This is a genomic window from Stenotrophomonas sp. GD04145 (assembly GCF_029835135.1).
In the GTDB taxonomy this organism is placed as follows: Bacteria; Pseudomonadota; Gammaproteobacteria; order Xanthomonadales; family Xanthomonadaceae; genus Stenotrophomonas; species Stenotrophomonas maltophilia_P.
This window is the reverse complement of the sequence record NZ_JAODZG010000002.1, coordinates 196,468-212,307: the sequence shown is the minus strand read 5'-3', so window position 1 is coordinate 212,307 and position 15,840 is coordinate 196,468. Positions and strand designations below refer to the sequence as shown.

At 67.0% G+C, this 15,840-nt stretch carries 13 protein-coding genes; 12 read left to right on the top strand and 1 reads right to left on the bottom strand.

What is annotated here, in order from left to right:
* Nucleotides 1-139: 139 nt before the first annotated feature.
* From N7367_RS02000 to N7367_RS01945, 12 genes are all read left to right on the top strand, one after another.
* Nucleotides 140-2,923, top strand: coding sequence for a type VI secretion system Vgr family protein (locus N7367_RS02000; RefSeq protein ID WP_279941626.1), 2,784 nt, complete (start codon nucleotides 140-142; stop codon nucleotides 2,921-2,923).
* Nucleotides 2,920-3,816: a DUF4123 domain-containing protein gene (locus N7367_RS01995; protein WP_053518389.1), complete on the top strand. Its 897-nt coding sequence runs from the start codon at nucleotides 2,920-2,922 to the stop codon at nucleotides 3,814-3,816. The genes N7367_RS02000 and N7367_RS01995 overlap by 4 nt, the downstream gene beginning before the upstream one ends.
* Nucleotides 3,817-3,835: 19 nt before the next feature.
* Complete coding sequence (locus N7367_RS01990; RefSeq protein ID WP_279941625.1) at nucleotides 3,836-4,306, top strand: DUF3304 domain-containing protein; 471 nt, start codon at nucleotides 3,836-3,838, stop codon at nucleotides 4,304-4,306.
* A gap of 105 nt (nucleotides 4,307-4,411) precedes the next feature.
* Nucleotides 4,412-6,244, top strand: a complete 1,833-nt coding sequence (locus N7367_RS01985; protein ID WP_229765839.1) for a DUF2235 domain-containing protein — start codon at nucleotides 4,412-4,414, stop codon at nucleotides 6,242-6,244.
* Nucleotides 6,245-6,387: 143 nt separating this feature from the next.
* On the top strand, nucleotides 6,388-6,927 hold the full coding sequence (locus tag N7367_RS01980; RefSeq protein ID WP_279941624.1) for a hypothetical protein: 540 nt from the start codon (nucleotides 6,388-6,390) through the stop codon (nucleotides 6,925-6,927).
* Nucleotides 6,928-7,018: 91 nt separating this feature from the next.
* Complete coding sequence (locus tag N7367_RS01975; RefSeq protein WP_319637169.1) at nucleotides 7,019-7,627, top strand: hypothetical protein; 609 nt, start codon at nucleotides 7,019-7,021, stop codon at nucleotides 7,625-7,627.
* Between the two features lie 126 nt (nucleotides 7,628-7,753).
* Nucleotides 7,754-8,371, top strand: coding sequence for a hypothetical protein (locus N7367_RS01970; protein ID WP_053518402.1), 618 nt, complete (start codon nucleotides 7,754-7,756; stop codon nucleotides 8,369-8,371).
* A 122-nt stretch (nucleotides 8,372-8,493) separates the two neighbouring features.
* Nucleotides 8,494-11,268: a type VI secretion system tip protein TssI/VgrG gene (gene tssI, locus N7367_RS01965; protein WP_279941623.1), complete on the top strand. Its 2,775-nt coding sequence runs from the start codon at nucleotides 8,494-8,496 to the stop codon at nucleotides 11,266-11,268.
* Between the two features lie 2 nt (nucleotides 11,269-11,270).
* Complete coding sequence (locus tag N7367_RS01960; RefSeq protein WP_279941622.1) at nucleotides 11,271-12,134, top strand: DUF4123 domain-containing protein; 864 nt, start codon at nucleotides 11,271-11,273, stop codon at nucleotides 12,132-12,134.
* A gap of 16 nt (nucleotides 12,135-12,150) precedes the next feature.
* Nucleotides 12,151-12,651, top strand: a complete 501-nt coding sequence (locus tag N7367_RS01955) for a DUF3304 domain-containing protein (protein WP_065182772.1) — start codon at nucleotides 12,151-12,153, stop codon at nucleotides 12,649-12,651.
* Nucleotides 12,638-14,335, top strand: coding sequence for a DUF2235 domain-containing protein (locus tag N7367_RS01950; RefSeq protein ID WP_128989198.1), 1,698 nt, complete (start codon nucleotides 12,638-12,640; stop codon nucleotides 14,333-14,335). Before N7367_RS01955 ends, N7367_RS01950 begins: the two co-directional genes overlap by 14 nt.
* 57 nt (nucleotides 14,336-14,392) lie before the next feature.
* Nucleotides 14,393-15,169, top strand: coding sequence for a CDP-diacylglycerol diphosphatase (locus N7367_RS01945; RefSeq protein WP_053518376.1), 777 nt, complete (start codon nucleotides 14,393-14,395; stop codon nucleotides 15,167-15,169).
* Here N7367_RS01945 and N7367_RS01940 read toward each other — a convergent pair.
* On the bottom strand, nucleotides 15,166-15,717 hold the full coding sequence (locus N7367_RS01940; protein ID WP_309250431.1) for a GNAT family protein: 552 nt from the start codon (nucleotides 15,715-15,717) through the stop codon (nucleotides 15,166-15,168). The two genes, N7367_RS01945 and N7367_RS01940, sit on opposite strands and share 4 nt — an antisense overlap.
* Nucleotides 15,718-15,840 lie beyond the last annotated feature (123 nt).

Sequence of the window (15,840 nt, the reverse complement as noted above, 5' to 3'; positions counted from 1 at the left end):
CCGTCAGTTATGTGACGAACAACGCACTTCCATGGCGGTAGAGGCGTCGTGATTTTGACGAACACCGCAATCTGGTAGATTTGATGGCTGGAATCCGACGCCGCCGGGTAGGTGCAGGCGTCTTCACACTGGAATTGGCATGGATCAGCTGAACTACGTGATGACCCAGGTTGCCGGGCTCGGTGACGCGCAACGCCTGTATCGACTGCGGTCCGATGCACTGGAAGGGTGCACGGTGGAGCGGTGGCGCGGCGGTGATGCGCTCGGCCAACATGCCTGGACCGATGTCGATGTACTCGCCACGCGCGCTGATATCGCGCTGGATGCCCTGCCGGGCACGCGTGCGACACTGGTCGCGCAGATGGCCGATGGTGGTCAATGGCAGCGCAGCGGCCTGATTGCGGATGCTTCCTGCCTGGGCGGCGACGGTGGCCTGGTGCGCTACCGGCTGCAGCTGGTGTCGTGGACGTGGTGGCTGCAGCATGCGCGGCACAGCCGCGTGTTCCAGGAACAGAGCGTGCGTGCGATCGTCGATGCCGTACTGGCAGGGCACGCTGGCATCGCGCGCTGGCGCTGGGCCGAGGGCGTCGACGCCTTCCTTGGCCAGCGCGTGCGCAGCTACTGCGTGCAGTACCGCGAGAGTGACCTGGATTTCCTGCAGCGCGTGCTCGCCGAAGAAGGCCTGGGCTGGCGTCTGTACGCCGATGAGGAAGCGCCCTGCGGCAATGGCATGGAGATCTTCGCCGACAGCGTCGCGCTGCCGGAAGATGCCACCAGCGCGGCTGCAGGCGTGCGGTTCCATCGCAGTGACGCCACCGAATCCAGTGACAGCGTGCAGGCCATTGGCCTGCGTCGGCGCCTGGCCAGTACTTCGATCAGCCTGCAGAGCGATGATTACCGCCAGGTACGCGCACTGGTGGCACAGTCGCCGATGGAGGGCGGAGGTGGCCAATCGTCGCGCGAAGACTACGATGCAGTAGGTGCCTACGCCTTCAGCGACAGTACCGCCGGTGCGCGCCAGGCCCGCCTGCAGGCGCAGGCGCGCGAATCCCACAGCCGTGGCTGGCAGGGGTCGGGTACGGTTCGCGGCTTCCAGTCCGGACAATGGCTGCGGCTGCAGCAGGCCCCCGGTGCGACACCGCCTGAGCTGCTGCTGGTGGCCGTCGAACATGCCGGCATCAACAATCTCCCTACCGATCTGCGACGAAGCCTCGATGACGCGCTGGGCGTGGCGCCGATCGATCCGGCCGACGCTGCGCTCTGGCAGCAGGCCGAAGCAACCGGGTATGGCAACCGTTTCGACGCGGTGGATCGCACCCTGCCGTGGCGCCCGCTGCTGCAGGACGGTAGTGGCGCACGGCTGAATCCGCGCCCGACCGTGCCGGGTTACCAGACCGCTGTCGTGGTTGCCGGCGACGGAGGCGCCAGCAAGGACCTGCACGCAGACAGCCATGGCCGCGTGCGCGTGCGTTTCCACTTCCAGGAAGGCGAGGGCGGCGGAGCCAACGACAGCGCATGGTTGCGCGTGGCACAGCGCTATGCCGGACCCGGCGTGGGCAGCCAGTTCCTGCCGCGCATCGGCCAGGAAGTGCTGGTGGGCTTCCTCGACGGCGATATCGATCGGCCACTGGTGCTGGGCACCCTGTACAACGGACGTGGCGAGGCGGGCGTGGCACCGACGCCCGCCGGCGGAAGCGGCCAGAGCGACGTATCGCTGTATGGCCAGGCTGCAGACATGCGCGGCAGCGCGCAGGCCAACCTCAGTGGCGGCCAGGCACCGGCCTGGCATGCTGCCGGCATGGGGGACCAGGCGCATCGGCAGGGCGGTGCGCTGTGGGGTATCCGCTCGCGCGAGTGGGAAGGCGGGCAGGGCGCCAACCATCTGCTGTTCGATGACTCGAACCAGCAACTGCGCGCGCAGCTGGCCAGCAGCCAGCAGGTGTCACAACTGACCCTGGGGCACCTGCGTCACCAGGCAGACAATTATGTCGGCAGCCTGCGTGGCACCGGTTTTGAACTGCGCAGCGACGCGTGGGGCGCGGTGCGCGCCACGGCCGGTGCCTGGTTCACGGCGTACGGGCATCGGTCGACGGCACCTGCGGGCGAGGCAGTGCAGCCCGCTGCCTTGCTCACGCAGTTGCAGGCATTGGGCGAACGCTTCACCCAGGCCGCGCGTACGCACCTGACCAGCCCGTTGGCGATGCAGGAGGGCGCGCGCGCGCCAAAGCGCTCGGAGCTGGTTCCCGATCAGTCGCCGGTTCCCGCGCTGCTGGCGAGTGTACGCACCACCACGGGCGGTGATGGATTCGATATCGGCAAGAGTGGTGCGACCAAGCGCAAGTCGGATGCTGGGCAGGATCGCGTGCCGCATTCGGGTGATCCACTGCTTGGACTGGCCGCACCGCAGGGACTGGTGCAGGTGGCAGGCCAGGGATTGCACTGGGGGAGCGGTGAAGGCCTGCTGTTGGCCAGTGGCGGTCATAGCGACACGGTTACCATGGGGCAGACCCGTCTGCATGCGGGGCAGGCGATCGGCGTGCTTGCGTCCGTGGTTGAGGGCGCAGCGGCCGCACCCACCGCGCTTGACGTCGTGGCCGGCACTGAAATGCTCGATATCCAGTCCCAGGCGGATGGGGTGCGCGTGCAGTCGCGTGGCGCTCTGCGCGGGGCCAGCGCGCAGGCGCCGGTGGAACTCGCCGCGGCCAATACGATCCACGTGGCGACGTCCGGGGGGGCCAGCCTGACCATTGCCGGTGGCAACATCACCATCGCCTGTCCGGGCACGATCAAGGTGCATGCGGGCAGCAAGTCATTCGTCGGCCCGGCGCAGCAGGGCTATCCGCTTCCCCAGTTCCCGCGCAGCAGCTGTAAGAGCTGCATTCTCGACGCCATGCGCCAGGGCACGCCGGGAGTGCTGGTGTGAATCGTTACGCCGTGATCGACAGCGCGCAGCGGTCGCACTTCCATGAGCGGCTGGAGCGTCTTGGCGCGCGCTACCGCTCGCTGTTCGAAGGCACGGCCGAGGCCGGCCTGCTGGATATTGCTCCCTTGCTGGTGGCTTGGACGGACAGGGACCTGCACGCGCAGCTGGATGCGGAGATCCGGCAGATGGGAGCGCAAAGGCCGGGCGTGACCCTGCTGTGGAGTGCACTGGAACTGGACGATCTCGCGAAGCGGTTGCGTGCTTTCCATCTGGTGAAGGTGCCCGAGAAGGGCGGTCGCGAGATGCTGTTGCGCTGGTACGACACCCGTATCCTGCCTGCACTGCTGGATCTGTTGTTGCCTGCGCAGCGTGCCGCCCTGCTGGAGGGCGTGCAGCGCCTGCAGTACTTCGATCGCTACGGCGATCTGCAGGAATGGCCGCTGGCCGAGATGCTGGCCGGAATGGATGATGCCGGCCTGCCTGCGCTTCCGCCATTGCGCCTGGACGAAGACCAGTACACGCGCCTGCTGGACGCGTGCGAGCCGGATGTGGCCATTGCCCAGCTTCGCAGGGTCATCCCCGATGAGATCAAGCGGGTGCCGTATCGATCGCTGTACCCGTTCGTCGTCGACCTTATGCAGGATACGATCGCCCACGGTGTGAACCAGGTGGACGATCACGTGCAGTACCTGTTGCTGGCGTTGTACACCTCCGGCGCGTGCCGCGGCCATCCTGCCGTGCAGGCGCGTTTCGCGCAGCCTGCCGGGAGCTGTGAGGTGCCGTTCGCGGACTGGGCATCAGCGCTGCCGGAAGATGTCTGGACGACGGGCGTCCCGCTGTGGGACCACACCGCCTCGCCTTTGCAGGCCGAGCCTGCACCCTCGTGGACGTGAAGGAAGAATCATGCGTTTGATGCGGACCCATCTGCTGGCGGCCCTGGCGTTGCTGCTCCTGTTGCCGGCATTGGCGGCCTGCAAGGGACGGACGGCCTCCACGCCGGTGGCCGTGCTCGGCTACAACCATACGGATGCCTACATTGCGCAGTTCATCGTGAATGGCGGCAGTGGCGGGTCGGCCGATTCCCACTCGGAAGGCGGAACTGTCTGCTGCGTCGTGCTGCCTGATCGATGGACGCCGGACATGAAGGTGGAGATCGAATGGACCACGGATCTCGAAACGTTCCAGAAGAAGACCGTTGCGATTCCGAAGTACAACCAGCTCGGAAACCTGGCCGTCCATTTCCTGCGCAATGGCGAGATCAAGGTCTTCGTCACCAATCTTGTGCTCGGTCATCCCGACTATCCATTGACCGGCCCCGAGGCGCCCTTGCGCGAGGGCGAGAATCCAGTCTGGGAGCACCTTCGGCGCCCGCTTGAAAAGTGATCACGGGGCCCGGTCGCTCACCGGGCATCCGATCCGAATGCTTGGCGTGGGTGACAAGGACAACGATCCCGGCGGGGACCAGCAGCGAATCCAGGAGACAAGGACATGAGTGGACGCACGGCAACCGGCGCGCAACCAATGCCGGCAGATGGACGCAGAGCGCTGAGCGGCGCCGAAGCGCAGCAGCGGGCGCGGGCCATGGCGTGCATGCGCGAGAAGGGCTCCGAATGCCAGGGCCAGGTGCACGTAGGCATCTACTTCGACGGCACCGGCAACAACCGCGAGTGGGAAGGGACCTTTGTAACCGGCAAGACGCGCTCCCCCAAGACCCAGCTGGCCCGCAACGGTCACAGCAATGTGGCGCGCCTGTACGACGCCGCCCTGAAGGAGCGTGGCAACGGCTTCTTCAGCATCTACGTTCCCGGCGTCGGCACGCCATTCGCCGACGTCGGCGATACCAACCAGGATGGTGACACGCTGGGAGGCGGCGCCGCGCGTTATGGTGCGGATCGCATCCACTGGGCCATCCTGCAGGTCATCAATTCGGTACATCAGTACCTGAACGGTGGTGACCTGATCCAGCCCAACGAAGCCAAAGTACTGGTCGCCTCAATGAGCGAGACGCGGCTGCTGGAAGGCATGACGCGACGCGCGATGCTCACGGCGATCGCGCAGCGGTTGGAGCGCGTGGTCAAGGGGCACCAGCGCCGCGTCAAGTCGGTGCACGTTTCCGTCTTCGGCTTCTCGCGTGGCGCGGCACAGGCGCGGGCGTTCGTGCACCGGCTGTATGAGACGGCAGAAGCCTGGGGCAGCGGTTGCGGCTACAACATTGCCGGCATTCCGCTCTACCTGAACTTCATGGGCATCTTCGATACCGTTGCGTCGGTCGGCGTTGCTGCGATGAGCCGCGTCTCGAAGGGCAAGTGGGACTGGGCCGCCGGTGACATGATGAGCATTCACCCCGAAGCGCGCCAGAGCGTGCATTTCGCCGCCCTGCACGAGCAGCGGATCAATTTCCCGCTGGACCTGGCGACCAGCGGGAAGGAGGTGCTTTACCCGGGCATGCACTCGGATGTCGGTGGCGGCTACTCGCCCGGCGGCCAGGGCAAGGACTTCGTTTCCGGTGCCGCGAACGGTACCGCCAAGCTTGCGCAGATTCCGTTGATCGACATGCATCATGAGGCCGTCAAGGCAGGCGTGATAATGAAAACGATCGAGGAACTGGGGGCGCAGCCAGTGCTCGCCATGCATTTCGGCTGCCACCCACAGCTGATCCGCGATTACAACGCCTGGCTGACCGGTCACGGTGTCCCCGGAGGCGCGCACACGCAGCAGATTGCAGGACATTGCCGGCAGTACGTTGCCTGGAAGGGCAAGCGGCTGCCGAATGGTCCACAGAGCGTGCTGCAACAGCCGTTCTTCAAGCAGTCCGATGCCGAGGATCAGGTGGATCTGGCCAATGCGCAGCGCGATTTCGCAAATCTGGTTGGAAAGCTGCGCAGGGGCAAGGAGGAGATGGCGGCCTACCGCAGGCAGCTGGACGAAAGCCAGAAGCGCATGGAGGCGGGTCGCAAGATCGGGCGCCCGGTATTTGAACCTACGCCACGGGCCTCCCAGGCGGCTTACGACTACGCAAAAATCCCGGCCGAGACCAGCACTCTGCTTAACCTTGTGCTGGACGGTGCGCCGGTACCCGATGTGAGTACGGTGCTGTTTGACAACTACATGCATGACTCGCTGGCCGGCTTCTACATCGGGAAGTGGACGGAGCTGAATATTCCTGCCGTCAATACCTACGGCTACCTCCGCTATCGCGAGGTCTTCAGTGTGGCCGGCAGGAGGGCTCAGGAGTGCCGGGATCCGGCTACGCTGCCGCCAGCGAACATCCCCACCATCGGCGGCGCGTTCCAGCAGCTGGGCTCGGCAATGGGCGGGTGAGGCGATGCAGCGTCTGGAATGCCCGTTGCGCTTATGCGCCAATCGGGCGCTTCACCTCTGGGAGGCTGGGAGCCATGCATCAGAGCGGGTCAGTGAATCGTCAGCGCCCCGCTGCGCTGCGTCAGCTGCTCCTGGCCAGCCTTGTGCTGCCGCTGGTGGCATGCCGGCAAACCACCTCACAGGATGTCGAGCAGGCAGACACCGCCGGCCGTGCGCAGGCCTCCATCGAGGCAAAGGCAGACGCCCATGCCGCGCAGGCGGAGCCGCCGTTGCCGGGTGATCCGGACAGCTCTGAAACGCTCTTCGACGGATTGCTGGATTGCCAGCCGAAGGGCTGGTATCTCAGCACTGAATCAGGCCAGCCCGCGAATCCTTACCTGGCCCTGCACGCGCCCGAACCCTGCGAACGCGATGAGGAGTTCGGGATGGCGCTCTTCTGCGTCAAGGCCGATTTCCATGGCCTGCCGGTCTACAGGGTCGTTGCCCATCTGGGAACCGCACCCACGCCCATCGGCATCATGATCGATCTGCCACTGGACCAGGCGCGTGCGCGACTCCGCATGGCGCTGGGGTCTGAGTTTCCCGATGACGCGCGCAGCCGGCGCGGCGAAAGGCCGATGCTGGGTCCCCAGGTCGGCAACGCGCAGAAGTCGCAGTTGATGTGTGCGCCCGATTGGGCCTGATCAAGATGGGCAGGCGATGGCCCGAACAAGCCAAAGGTTGAGGCTACGTCGGTGGTTCGCGCGCTTCTTGTCGAAGGCCTGGAACGGAGAAATGGTGAAGATCAACACCCGTGTCTGGCGTGGACTGCAGCCTGTGCTGCTGCTCGGCCTTCTTCTCTCGGTCGCCGCTTGCACCGGGAAGCCGAATTCATCGCAGAACCCAGCTGCAGGTGTGCCGCCAACGGGCGCGGCCACCAAGACGAAGGAAGTGCCTGCATCTACAGCGCGAAGCGCACGATATGCCGGCGTCAGGATGCTCTTACCTCATTCCGGCTGCGCGTACGAATACAGCCCGGTGGACTTCTGTGATGCGCAGCATCGCGCGCAGATCGACCAGGCCATCCTTACCCAGGTGCCGAACTTCAACCGGCATTACATCCTGGCCCAGCTGGACGAGCGCAAGGAGTACTTCCAGCGCTCCATCGTGCTGATCGACAGCCGCGACGGCACCGTGTATCCGTTGCCTATCGATGCGTTCTCGGGCCCATTGGTGGGCAAGGAGGGCGCGCGTACCTATGGCACGGTGGAGACATCCGCTGAGAGCGACACGTTCTGCGTGAACGGCGCACTGCTCGTCTACCGGGCATTCGAAGAGGGCCGCTTCTGCTTCGGATTCGATGGTGTCAGATTCACCGGCCACACCACGCAGTACATGCAGTAGCGGCCGCGTTCCCCCGCGAGCGCCGGGCCCGGCTGAACGAGCCTGGCCTCCCGACGTGGCGGGCGTCGCACCTTCATGGCATCCTCACGAAACTGATTGGCCACCGGCCATCGACGGATGAACGACATGCAGAAGTGGATCGGACGCACCGCCGGCGGGCTTGCGGTGGCGCTGTGCCTGGCGGCGCCGCTGGCACAGGCCGCCGAACCGGCCTTTGGTGGCTGGCGCAACCTGGACTCCCGCGATGGTGCCGAGCCCGCCTTGCGCGACATCCCGTTCGCACTGCTGCCGACGCCGGTCGCACGCGATGCGCGCTTCTCGGTGTATGACCGCGAGAGCAAGCGGCTGGTGTGCTGCCTGCAGGTGGCCAGTGCCGAGCTGGATGACACCGCACTGCGCAAGGTCTATCAATTGCCAGAGCAGTGGGTGACCGACCTGCGCAACGGCCGCAGCACGGCCCGCCCCTGGCCGACGCGGGTCTACGAAATGCGTCGTACCGATGAGCTTGTCGACTACGGTTTCAGCGACGCGCCCGAAGCCTACAGCGATCTGGGCGGCTTGCTGCTTCCGGCCGACGCACGCCTGCTGCCCGATGGCAGCGTGCAGGCGGGGGCGACCTACCGTCTGCAGTTCCGCAGCACGCCGCTGGGCGATGACAGCAGCGCGCTGGACCGCTTCACCCTGCAACCGGCGCAAGACACAGGCAAGCCGGTGATCGTCGAAGTGTCCTACGGAACCTATTGATCCGGAACGTTAATCCGGCGTGACGGCGGTCGCGTGCGCCGCCGTTTTCCATCTGCTACCGTCGCCCTACAGGGGAAGGACCTGCCCGCCGCATCGCGGAGGGCAGCAACGGTAGGAACGCCATGGAAGCGATTCGCAACCTGATGGTGCAGGCAGCGGGGCTTGATGCCGGCAGCCGCCTGTATCGGTTGGATCTACCCGGCATGCCGGCGGTCGTTGTCGACCAGTGGCACGGGCGCGATGCCCTGTCACAGGGGCGGCAGCTGCAGATCGACGTGCTCGCGCTGGACGCATCGCTGCCACTGGCTGACTGGCCGGGGCAGCCCGCATGCCTGCATGCGCGGTTGGCCGATGGCCACGACTGGCCGCGCCACGGCGTCATTGCCGCTGCGCGATGCGTGGGCAGTGATGGTGGGTTGGCGCGCTACCGGATCACCTTGCGCGACTGGACGTGGTGGCTCGACCAGGCCCGCTGCAGCCGCGTGTTCCAGGAACAGAGCGTGCGCGAGATCGTGGACGCGGTGTTCCAGATGCACCCGCAACATGCGCATTGGCGCTGGAGCGATGAGGTCGACGGGATGCTGGCCGCATCCCGGCCGCGCAGCTATTGCGTGCAGTACCGCGAGACCGACCTGGCCTTCGTGCAGCGTTTGCTGGCCGAAGAAGGGCTGGGCTGGTGCGTGCAGGATATCGGGGAGGCGACGGCCGGCCACGGCGTGGTGGTGTTCGCCGATTCGACCCTCCTGCCGGAAGCCGCTGCGTCGCAGTCGGCGGGAGGGATCCGCTTCCATCGTGCCGATGGCACCGAACAGAGTGACGGCGTGCAGCAGCTTGGCCTGCAACGGCGGCTGCAGAGCACGCACGTGCAGCTGCACAGCAGCGACTACCGCAGTGCGCGCTCGCTGGCCGGCCAGTTGCCGGTGCAGGGCAGCGGGCAGGCGCGACGCGAGGATTACGACCCGGTTGGCGCGCATGCCTTTGCCGACGCGGCCGAGCTGCAGCACCACGCTCGGCTGGTCGCCGAGGCACTGGAGGCGCAGGCACTGCAGTGGCATGGCCGTGGCAGCGTGCGCAGCGGCGATGCCGGCCAGGTCTGGTCATTGAGCGGAACGCCGGGGTCGGTGCCGACCGAACTGTTGCTGGTGGACGTCGAGCACGCCGGGGTCAACAACCTGCCGGTGGACCTGCGCCAGGCGCTGGCAGCGATGGACGATGCCGCCGCCACCGCGGACACGCTGCAGGTGGCTGCCCAGACGCAGGGCTACGCACAGACATTCGTCGCGCTGCCCCGCGACCGGCGTTGGCGTCCGACGCTATGCGACGGCACGGGTGCGCGACGCAATCCGCGGCCGCTGGCGCCCGGTTACCAGACAGCGGTCGTGGTGGCTGCGCAGGGCGCCGACGGCACCGAGCTGCACGCCGATGCACTGGGACGGATCCGCGTGCGGTTCCACTTCCAGCAGGAAGAGGGCAGCACGGACAGCGCGTGGCTGCGCGTCGCGCAGCGCTATGCGGGGCCGGGCGTGGGCAGCCAGTTCCTGCCCCGTATCGGCCAGGAAGTCCTGGTGGGCTTCCTCGAGGGCGACATCGACCGGCCGCTGGTGCTGGGCGCGCTGTACAACGGGCGCGGAGAAGGCGGCGTCGCGCCGACCCCGGCGGGCGCCAGCGCGGAGGCCGATACGTCCATGTACGCACAGGCGAGGGATGGCACCGGCAGTGCGCAGGCCAACCTCGGGGGCGGCCAGGCGCCTGCCTGGCACGCGGCGGCGACCGGAGAGCAGGCACACCGCAACGCCGGTGCGCTGTGGGGCGTGCAATCACGGGAGTGGCAGGGGGCCGGCTGGAACCGTCTGCTGTTCGACGACAGCGACCAGCAGCTGCGGGCCCAGCTGGCCAGCAGCCAGCAGGCTTCGGCATTGACGCTGGGGCATCTGCGCCATCAGGCGGACAACCATCGAGGCAGCTTCCGCGGCAGTGGATTCGAGTTGCGCAGCGACGCCTGGGGCAGCGTGCGCGGGCAAGGCGGGCTCTGGTTGAGTGCCTATGCCCGCCGCAGCGTCGAACCGGCAGGTACGGCGGCACAGCCTGCTGCGCTGTTGCAGCAGCTGACCACGCTGGCCCACAGCCATGCTGCGGCGGCGGGTACGCATCTGACAGTGCGGCCGGCCGCGCATGTCGGCGTGCAATCGCCGCAGCGCTCGCGGTTGGACGCTTCGCAGTCACCGCTGCCGGTGCTGCTGGCCAGCGTGCGCAGTACGGTGCCCGGTAGCGCGTTGCAGGATGCGGCCGGCTCGGCGCCGGAACGCAGCGGTGATGCCGGCGAGGGCCGCGTTCCGCATACCGGCGATGCCCTGCTGGGCCTGGCTGCACCTGATGGTGCGCTGATGGTGGCCGGACAGGGGCTGCATTGGGCGCCGGGCGAGACTCTGGCACTGGGTAGCGGCCAGCACGGCGAGGCCGTGGTGATGGGGCAGGCGCGCTGGCATGGACGGCAGGCCATCGGCGTACTGGCCGCGACACTGGAGGGGGCTGATTCGGGCGAGCCGGCGCTGACCCTGGCCAGTGGCGAACAGGTGCTGGACGTCAAGGCGCAACAGCACGAGGTGCGCGTGCAGTCGCGGCAGTCGCTGCGGGGCACGAGCGCACAGGGTGCCGTGGAGGTGGCTGCGGGCCGGACGGTGCAGGTGACCACCGCAGGCGGGGCCAGCATCACCCTCAGTGGCGGCAACATCGTGTTCAACGCACCCGGGAGGATCGCCGTGCACGCCGGACGCAAGTCGTTCCTGCCCGGCGATCGCGGTCGTTACCCGTTGCCGGTCTTCCCGCAGTCGGTCTGCAAGGAATGCCTGCTGCTGGCCGCACAGCGTGCAGCCCCACTGACACCAAAGGGAGGCTGAGCGTGGCCAACGACTGGCAGTTCCCACCGTTCTCGCCACCGCCGTTGGAGGAGGGCACCCAGCGTTACGTTCTGCTTGATGGCGCGCAGTGCGAGCAGCCCCTGCAACTGCTGCGCGCGCTGCCCTGGGCGCCGCTGCCCCTGTTCGACGGCCTGCTGGCCGATGGTACGGATGACGCCAGCGTGTTCCTCGCACGCCTGCCGCGTGGCCTGGAGCTTGACCGCTTCCTGCAGCGTGCGGCGTCGTACGCGCGTTCTCCGGGCCTGCTCAGCCTGATCGACACGGCATTGCCTGCGGAAGAGCTGCAGCAGCGGCTGCAGAGACGGCTGGACGCCAGCTACCCGAACGGCAAGCAGTTCCTGGCCCGCTTCTTCGACGCGCGGGTGCTGCCATGGTGGGTGCAGGTGCTGGACGCGGCGCAGTGCCGGGCCTTCCTGGCGCTGGGAGAGCGCTGGTGGTACCTGTGCCACGATCTGAAATGGGCGCACCTGGAATTGCAGGACAGCGTGCAGGATCCGCACGATCCTCCCTGGGTGCTGGAGGCGGCGCAGCGGCACGCCCTGATCGATGCCAGCTACCCCTACACGCTGATCGATCACTTCCAGCTCTCCGATCCGGAGCTGCTGGCGCGGCTTCCCCGTGCGCGCTGGTATACCTTCTTCCGACGGGTGGTGGCCACGGCCGCGGACGTCGGCATCGAGGACAGCCGACGGCTGGTGATGGTGTCGACCTGGGCGCTGCTGGCCGGTGTCGATCTTGGCGAGGATCCCGCATGGCGGCTTCGCCTGCAGGACTTCGCGGCGGGGCGGCGCAGCGCCGCCGAGATCGGTGACGAAGTGTGGCCGCTTGAAGAAAGCTGGGACTGAACGGAGCGAGGTCGGAATGATGGGCAACAAGTACCTGTGGTGGAGCGCGCTGGCGGTGATCGCACTGCTGCTGATGGGCGTCGGCTGCAGCCGGGCGATGGCACGCGGTAAGACGCCGATCATGTCGTTGTTCGCCTTCAACTACAGTCCGAACTACCTCGCTGACGTGCGTGTCGACGGGCAGTATCTCGGAGGGCTGGACGGGTACACCAACGGTGGTTCCGGCATGGGCCCCCGCGCGCCACGAGGCAAGGGGCCGCACAGCGTGCGCGTGCGCTGGATCGAGGCCAACCGATACGATCTGGCCACCAACCGCTATCTGGATGAAGGGCACCGCGTGCCGCGTGAAGCCGTGGTACCGCTGAAGACGCCCTATCCGCCCAACCCGGCCACCTTGCTGCTGCACTTCTATGCGGACGGCCATGTCGAGGCCGAGCTGCTGGACAAGGGCGTGAACAAGTGGGACGTACGGCGCATGCCAGTGCCGAAGGAGCACAAGGACCATGACCAGTATTGATCCGACCGCGATTCCCGGGCAGGTGGATCTTGAACCGGGCACCCCGGATCCGGTCGCCCAGGCTGAGGGCACGGCACGCACTGCGCGACTGGCCCGCGGCACACGTCCGCTGAGCGATGCCGAGCGCCGCCGTCGCCAGGAGGCGATGTGTGGCACCGTGCCCGACAAGGAAGCGGCCACTACGGGATGCACGCAGAGCCTGCACCTGGCCGTATTCTTCGATGGCACCGGCAACAATCGCGATGAGGAGCTGAACAAGGCCCAGAATGAGCGCGCATTGTCGAACATCGCCCGCTTGTTCATCGCGCACAGGGACGACACACGGAACATAAAACGGCAGTACCTGTCCGGCGTAGGAACACCGTGCCCGGAGGTCGGTGATAAGGGGGGGCTGCTGGGGCTGTCCATCGGCAAGGGCGGGCGCGAGCGCATCGACTTCGCGCTGCAGTCGCTGGACGAGCTGATAGACAGCCAGCCCGAGCCGATGCGCATCCTGGTGGTCAGCGTGTCGGTACTGGGCTTTTCGCGCGGAGCGGCTTCGGCACGCGCGTTCGCCCGTGATCTGGCCGCGCGCTGCCGACGCCAGGCCGATGGCACCTGGCTGTACCGCGAGCGTATTCCGCTGCGGATCGGATTCATGGGCGTGTTCGATACGGTGTGCTCGGTGTGGCCCAGCCTGACGGCGGCGGCAGTGAACTACCGCAATGGGCATACCGGATGGGCTGAAGGCATGACCATACCGGAGATCGTGGAGCAGTCGGTGCACATGACCGCCGCCCATGAGCTGCGCGGCCAGTTCCCCCTGGATTCCACCCGCGAGCATGCCCAATACCCCGCCAACACGGTGGAAATATGGTTCCCGGGTGTGCACTCGGACGTGGGCGGTGGCTACGATCCCCAGCACCAGGGGCGCCGGAACAGCATCGCGCGCTTTGCCCTGAACGAGATGTATGACATGGCGCAGGCCAGGGGGGTGCTGCTCAACCCGATCAGTCGCCTGGAACAGCACGTCAAGGCTGAGTTCGACAAGCAGGATCCGGAACTGCAGGCGGTGTTCAACGCCTATCTGCAGGCGGTGCGGGTCAAGCGTGGACGCATGGAGGACGTGCAGGCGTCGCATATGGAGCTGCTGTATCGCTGGCTGCGCGTGCGCGTGGCACGTGGTGACCAGTTGCCGTCGATGCAGCGGCTTGCTGCACGCGAAGAGGCCCTGCGCGAACAGGTGCGCACGCTGCGCCGACGGCAGTCGCAGCTGCCATCGCCCTGGGACAACGACAACCTGCATCTGGCCGACCAGGGCAATGCGGAGAAGACCGCCGAATGGAACCGGGTGTCAGACGAGCTGAAGGCGCGCAACGATGAGCTCTCTGCGGTACGCAAGCAGCGCCGGGGGCTGGAGAAGGAGAACGACACGCTGCTGGACAAGATCGTCAGCCTGCGACGGCGCCGGGAGCGCGGCAGAACGCTGACCATGGCCGAGCGGGTCACTCTGGAATCCTGGGACAATACGACCCTGCTGCCGCCGGACGTGGAGACCTTCTTCGACGGGTACGGTCATGACTCGGTGGCGCACTGGTTCATCGGCAACCTGAGCCAATGGCGGGTGCTGTACTTCGGCGCGACCAAGTACACGCCCGGCAAGGTCGAGGAGACGGCGGATACGCGAGAAGCCGTGCCCGGCTGAGGGGGCAGGGTACACTGGCCGGCGCAGCCCTTGGCCGTGCCGTCGATTGTGAGACCCGTGACCCGCCTGATCCTGTTGTTGTCCTGTTCGCTGCTGGCGGCCTGCGCCAGCGCGCCTCCGCCGGCTCCGGTCCCGTCGGATGCGCTGTGGAGGCTTATCGAGCGCGATTGCCGCGGTGCCGATGTGCCGCGTGGCGCCTGCCTGCAACGGGACGCGACCGCGGCCCGCCGCGATGTGCTCATCAAGGACGCCCATGGCGACTACCAGTTCCTGCTGATGCCACTGGACAAGGTCAGTGGCATCGAGAGCGCTGTGCTGTACCAGCGCGGTGCGCCGAACTACTTCGCGGCTGCCTGGCAGGCCCGCGGGCATACCGAACAGGCGCTGGGCCGCCCCCTGCCGCGCACTGTCGCAAGCCTTGCACTGAACTCGCCGCACGGCCGTTCCCAGCATCAGCTTCACATCCACATCGACTGCCTGCGCGCCGATGTGCTGCAGGCGCTGGACACGCACGCCCCGGCGGTCGGAATGCAGTGGGCGGCGTTGCCCGTGCCGCTGCGTGGCCATCGTTACGTTGCGCGCATGCTGCCGGGAGCAGAACTGCGTGCCAATCCATTGAACCTGCTCGCCTATGACCTGAGCGGGCTGCCCGATGTCGGCCAATGGAGCCTGGTGGTGGCGGGCCGCGAGAATGTGCTGGGAGGCCCCGGCTTCATTCTGCTGGCGACCCGCCTGGATCCCGCGACCGGCAATGAGGCCAGCGGTGAGGAGCTGCAGGACCATGCGTGCTCGGTACTGACCGGGGCGGATGCCGCGCTGGAGCGGGTCCGCTAGTCCGGGCGGACCTGTTGTCGCCAGCGCGGCGCGGTCAAGGCCAGCAGTTGCCGGTCCTGCCAGCCATCGATATCCAGATGGTGATCGCGCAGCAGGCCTTCATGCTCGAACCCCACCGAGCGCAGTGCATCGACGAAAGGCGTGCTGCTGGCCACCGGAAGCAGGGTGAACACGCGATGCAGTCCGACCTGGTCGAACAGGAAGGGGCACAGCGCCTGCAACGCCTGCGCGGGATGCTCGTGGCTGTGCTGCATTGAACGCAGCTCGGCGCAACGGGCGTGGGCGGAGTGCAGCTGGATCTGCAGTTGATCATGCAGCATGCCGTGCCGGTCATCGAACACGCCCAGCAGCAGCTGGTCGTTGTCCTGCTGCAGGCGCGAACGGTGGACGCCTGCCAGGAAGCGCGCTTCCTCGTCGACGCCTGACGGGCGGAAGATGCCGCGGCTCCTTCGATCGTCGAAGGCGCGCCAGCGTGGCAGATCGGCGCGGTTGAACAGGCGCAGGGTGATCGGGGCCGCCTGCAGCTGCACGAGGTGTTGGCGTAGCACGGGGCGGAGCGGCGGAATCGGAGGGCCGAAGGAACAGGTCGTCATGGCTTGACGATGCCCGTACATGCGCCGCCACACCATCAAGAATGTTGTAAAACGCACGTTGTCAGCGCGCGGTGTCAC

What these genes read in the sequence shown, in the direction of transcription:
- N7367_RS02000 (WP_279941626.1), top strand. Translation starts at nt 140, where the DNA reads ATGGATCAGCTGAACTACGTGATGACCCAGGTTGCCGGGCTCGGTGAC.
- N7367_RS01990 (WP_279941625.1), top strand. Translation starts at nt 3,836, where the DNA reads ATGCGGACCCATCTGCTGGCGGCCCTGGCGTTGCTGCTCCTGTTGCCG.
- N7367_RS01985 (WP_229765839.1), top strand. Translation starts at nt 4,412, where the DNA reads ATGAGTGGACGCACGGCAACCGGCGCGCAACCAATGCCGGCAGATGGA.
- N7367_RS01975 (WP_319637169.1), top strand. Translation starts at nt 7,019, where the DNA reads ATGGTGAAGATCAACACCCGTGTCTGGCGTGGACTGCAGCCTGTGCTG.
- N7367_RS01970 (WP_053518402.1), top strand. Translation starts at nt 7,754, where the DNA reads ATGCAGAAGTGGATCGGACGCACCGCCGGCGGGCTTGCGGTGGCGCTG.
- tssI (WP_279941623.1), top strand. Translation starts at nt 8,494, where the DNA reads ATGGAAGCGATTCGCAACCTGATGGTGCAGGCAGCGGGGCTTGATGCC.
- N7367_RS01955 (WP_065182772.1), top strand. Translation starts at nt 12,151, where the DNA reads ATGATGGGCAACAAGTACCTGTGGTGGAGCGCGCTGGCGGTGATCGCA.
- N7367_RS01950 (WP_128989198.1), top strand. Translation starts at nt 12,638, where the DNA reads ATGACCAGTATTGATCCGACCGCGATTCCCGGGCAGGTGGATCTTGAA.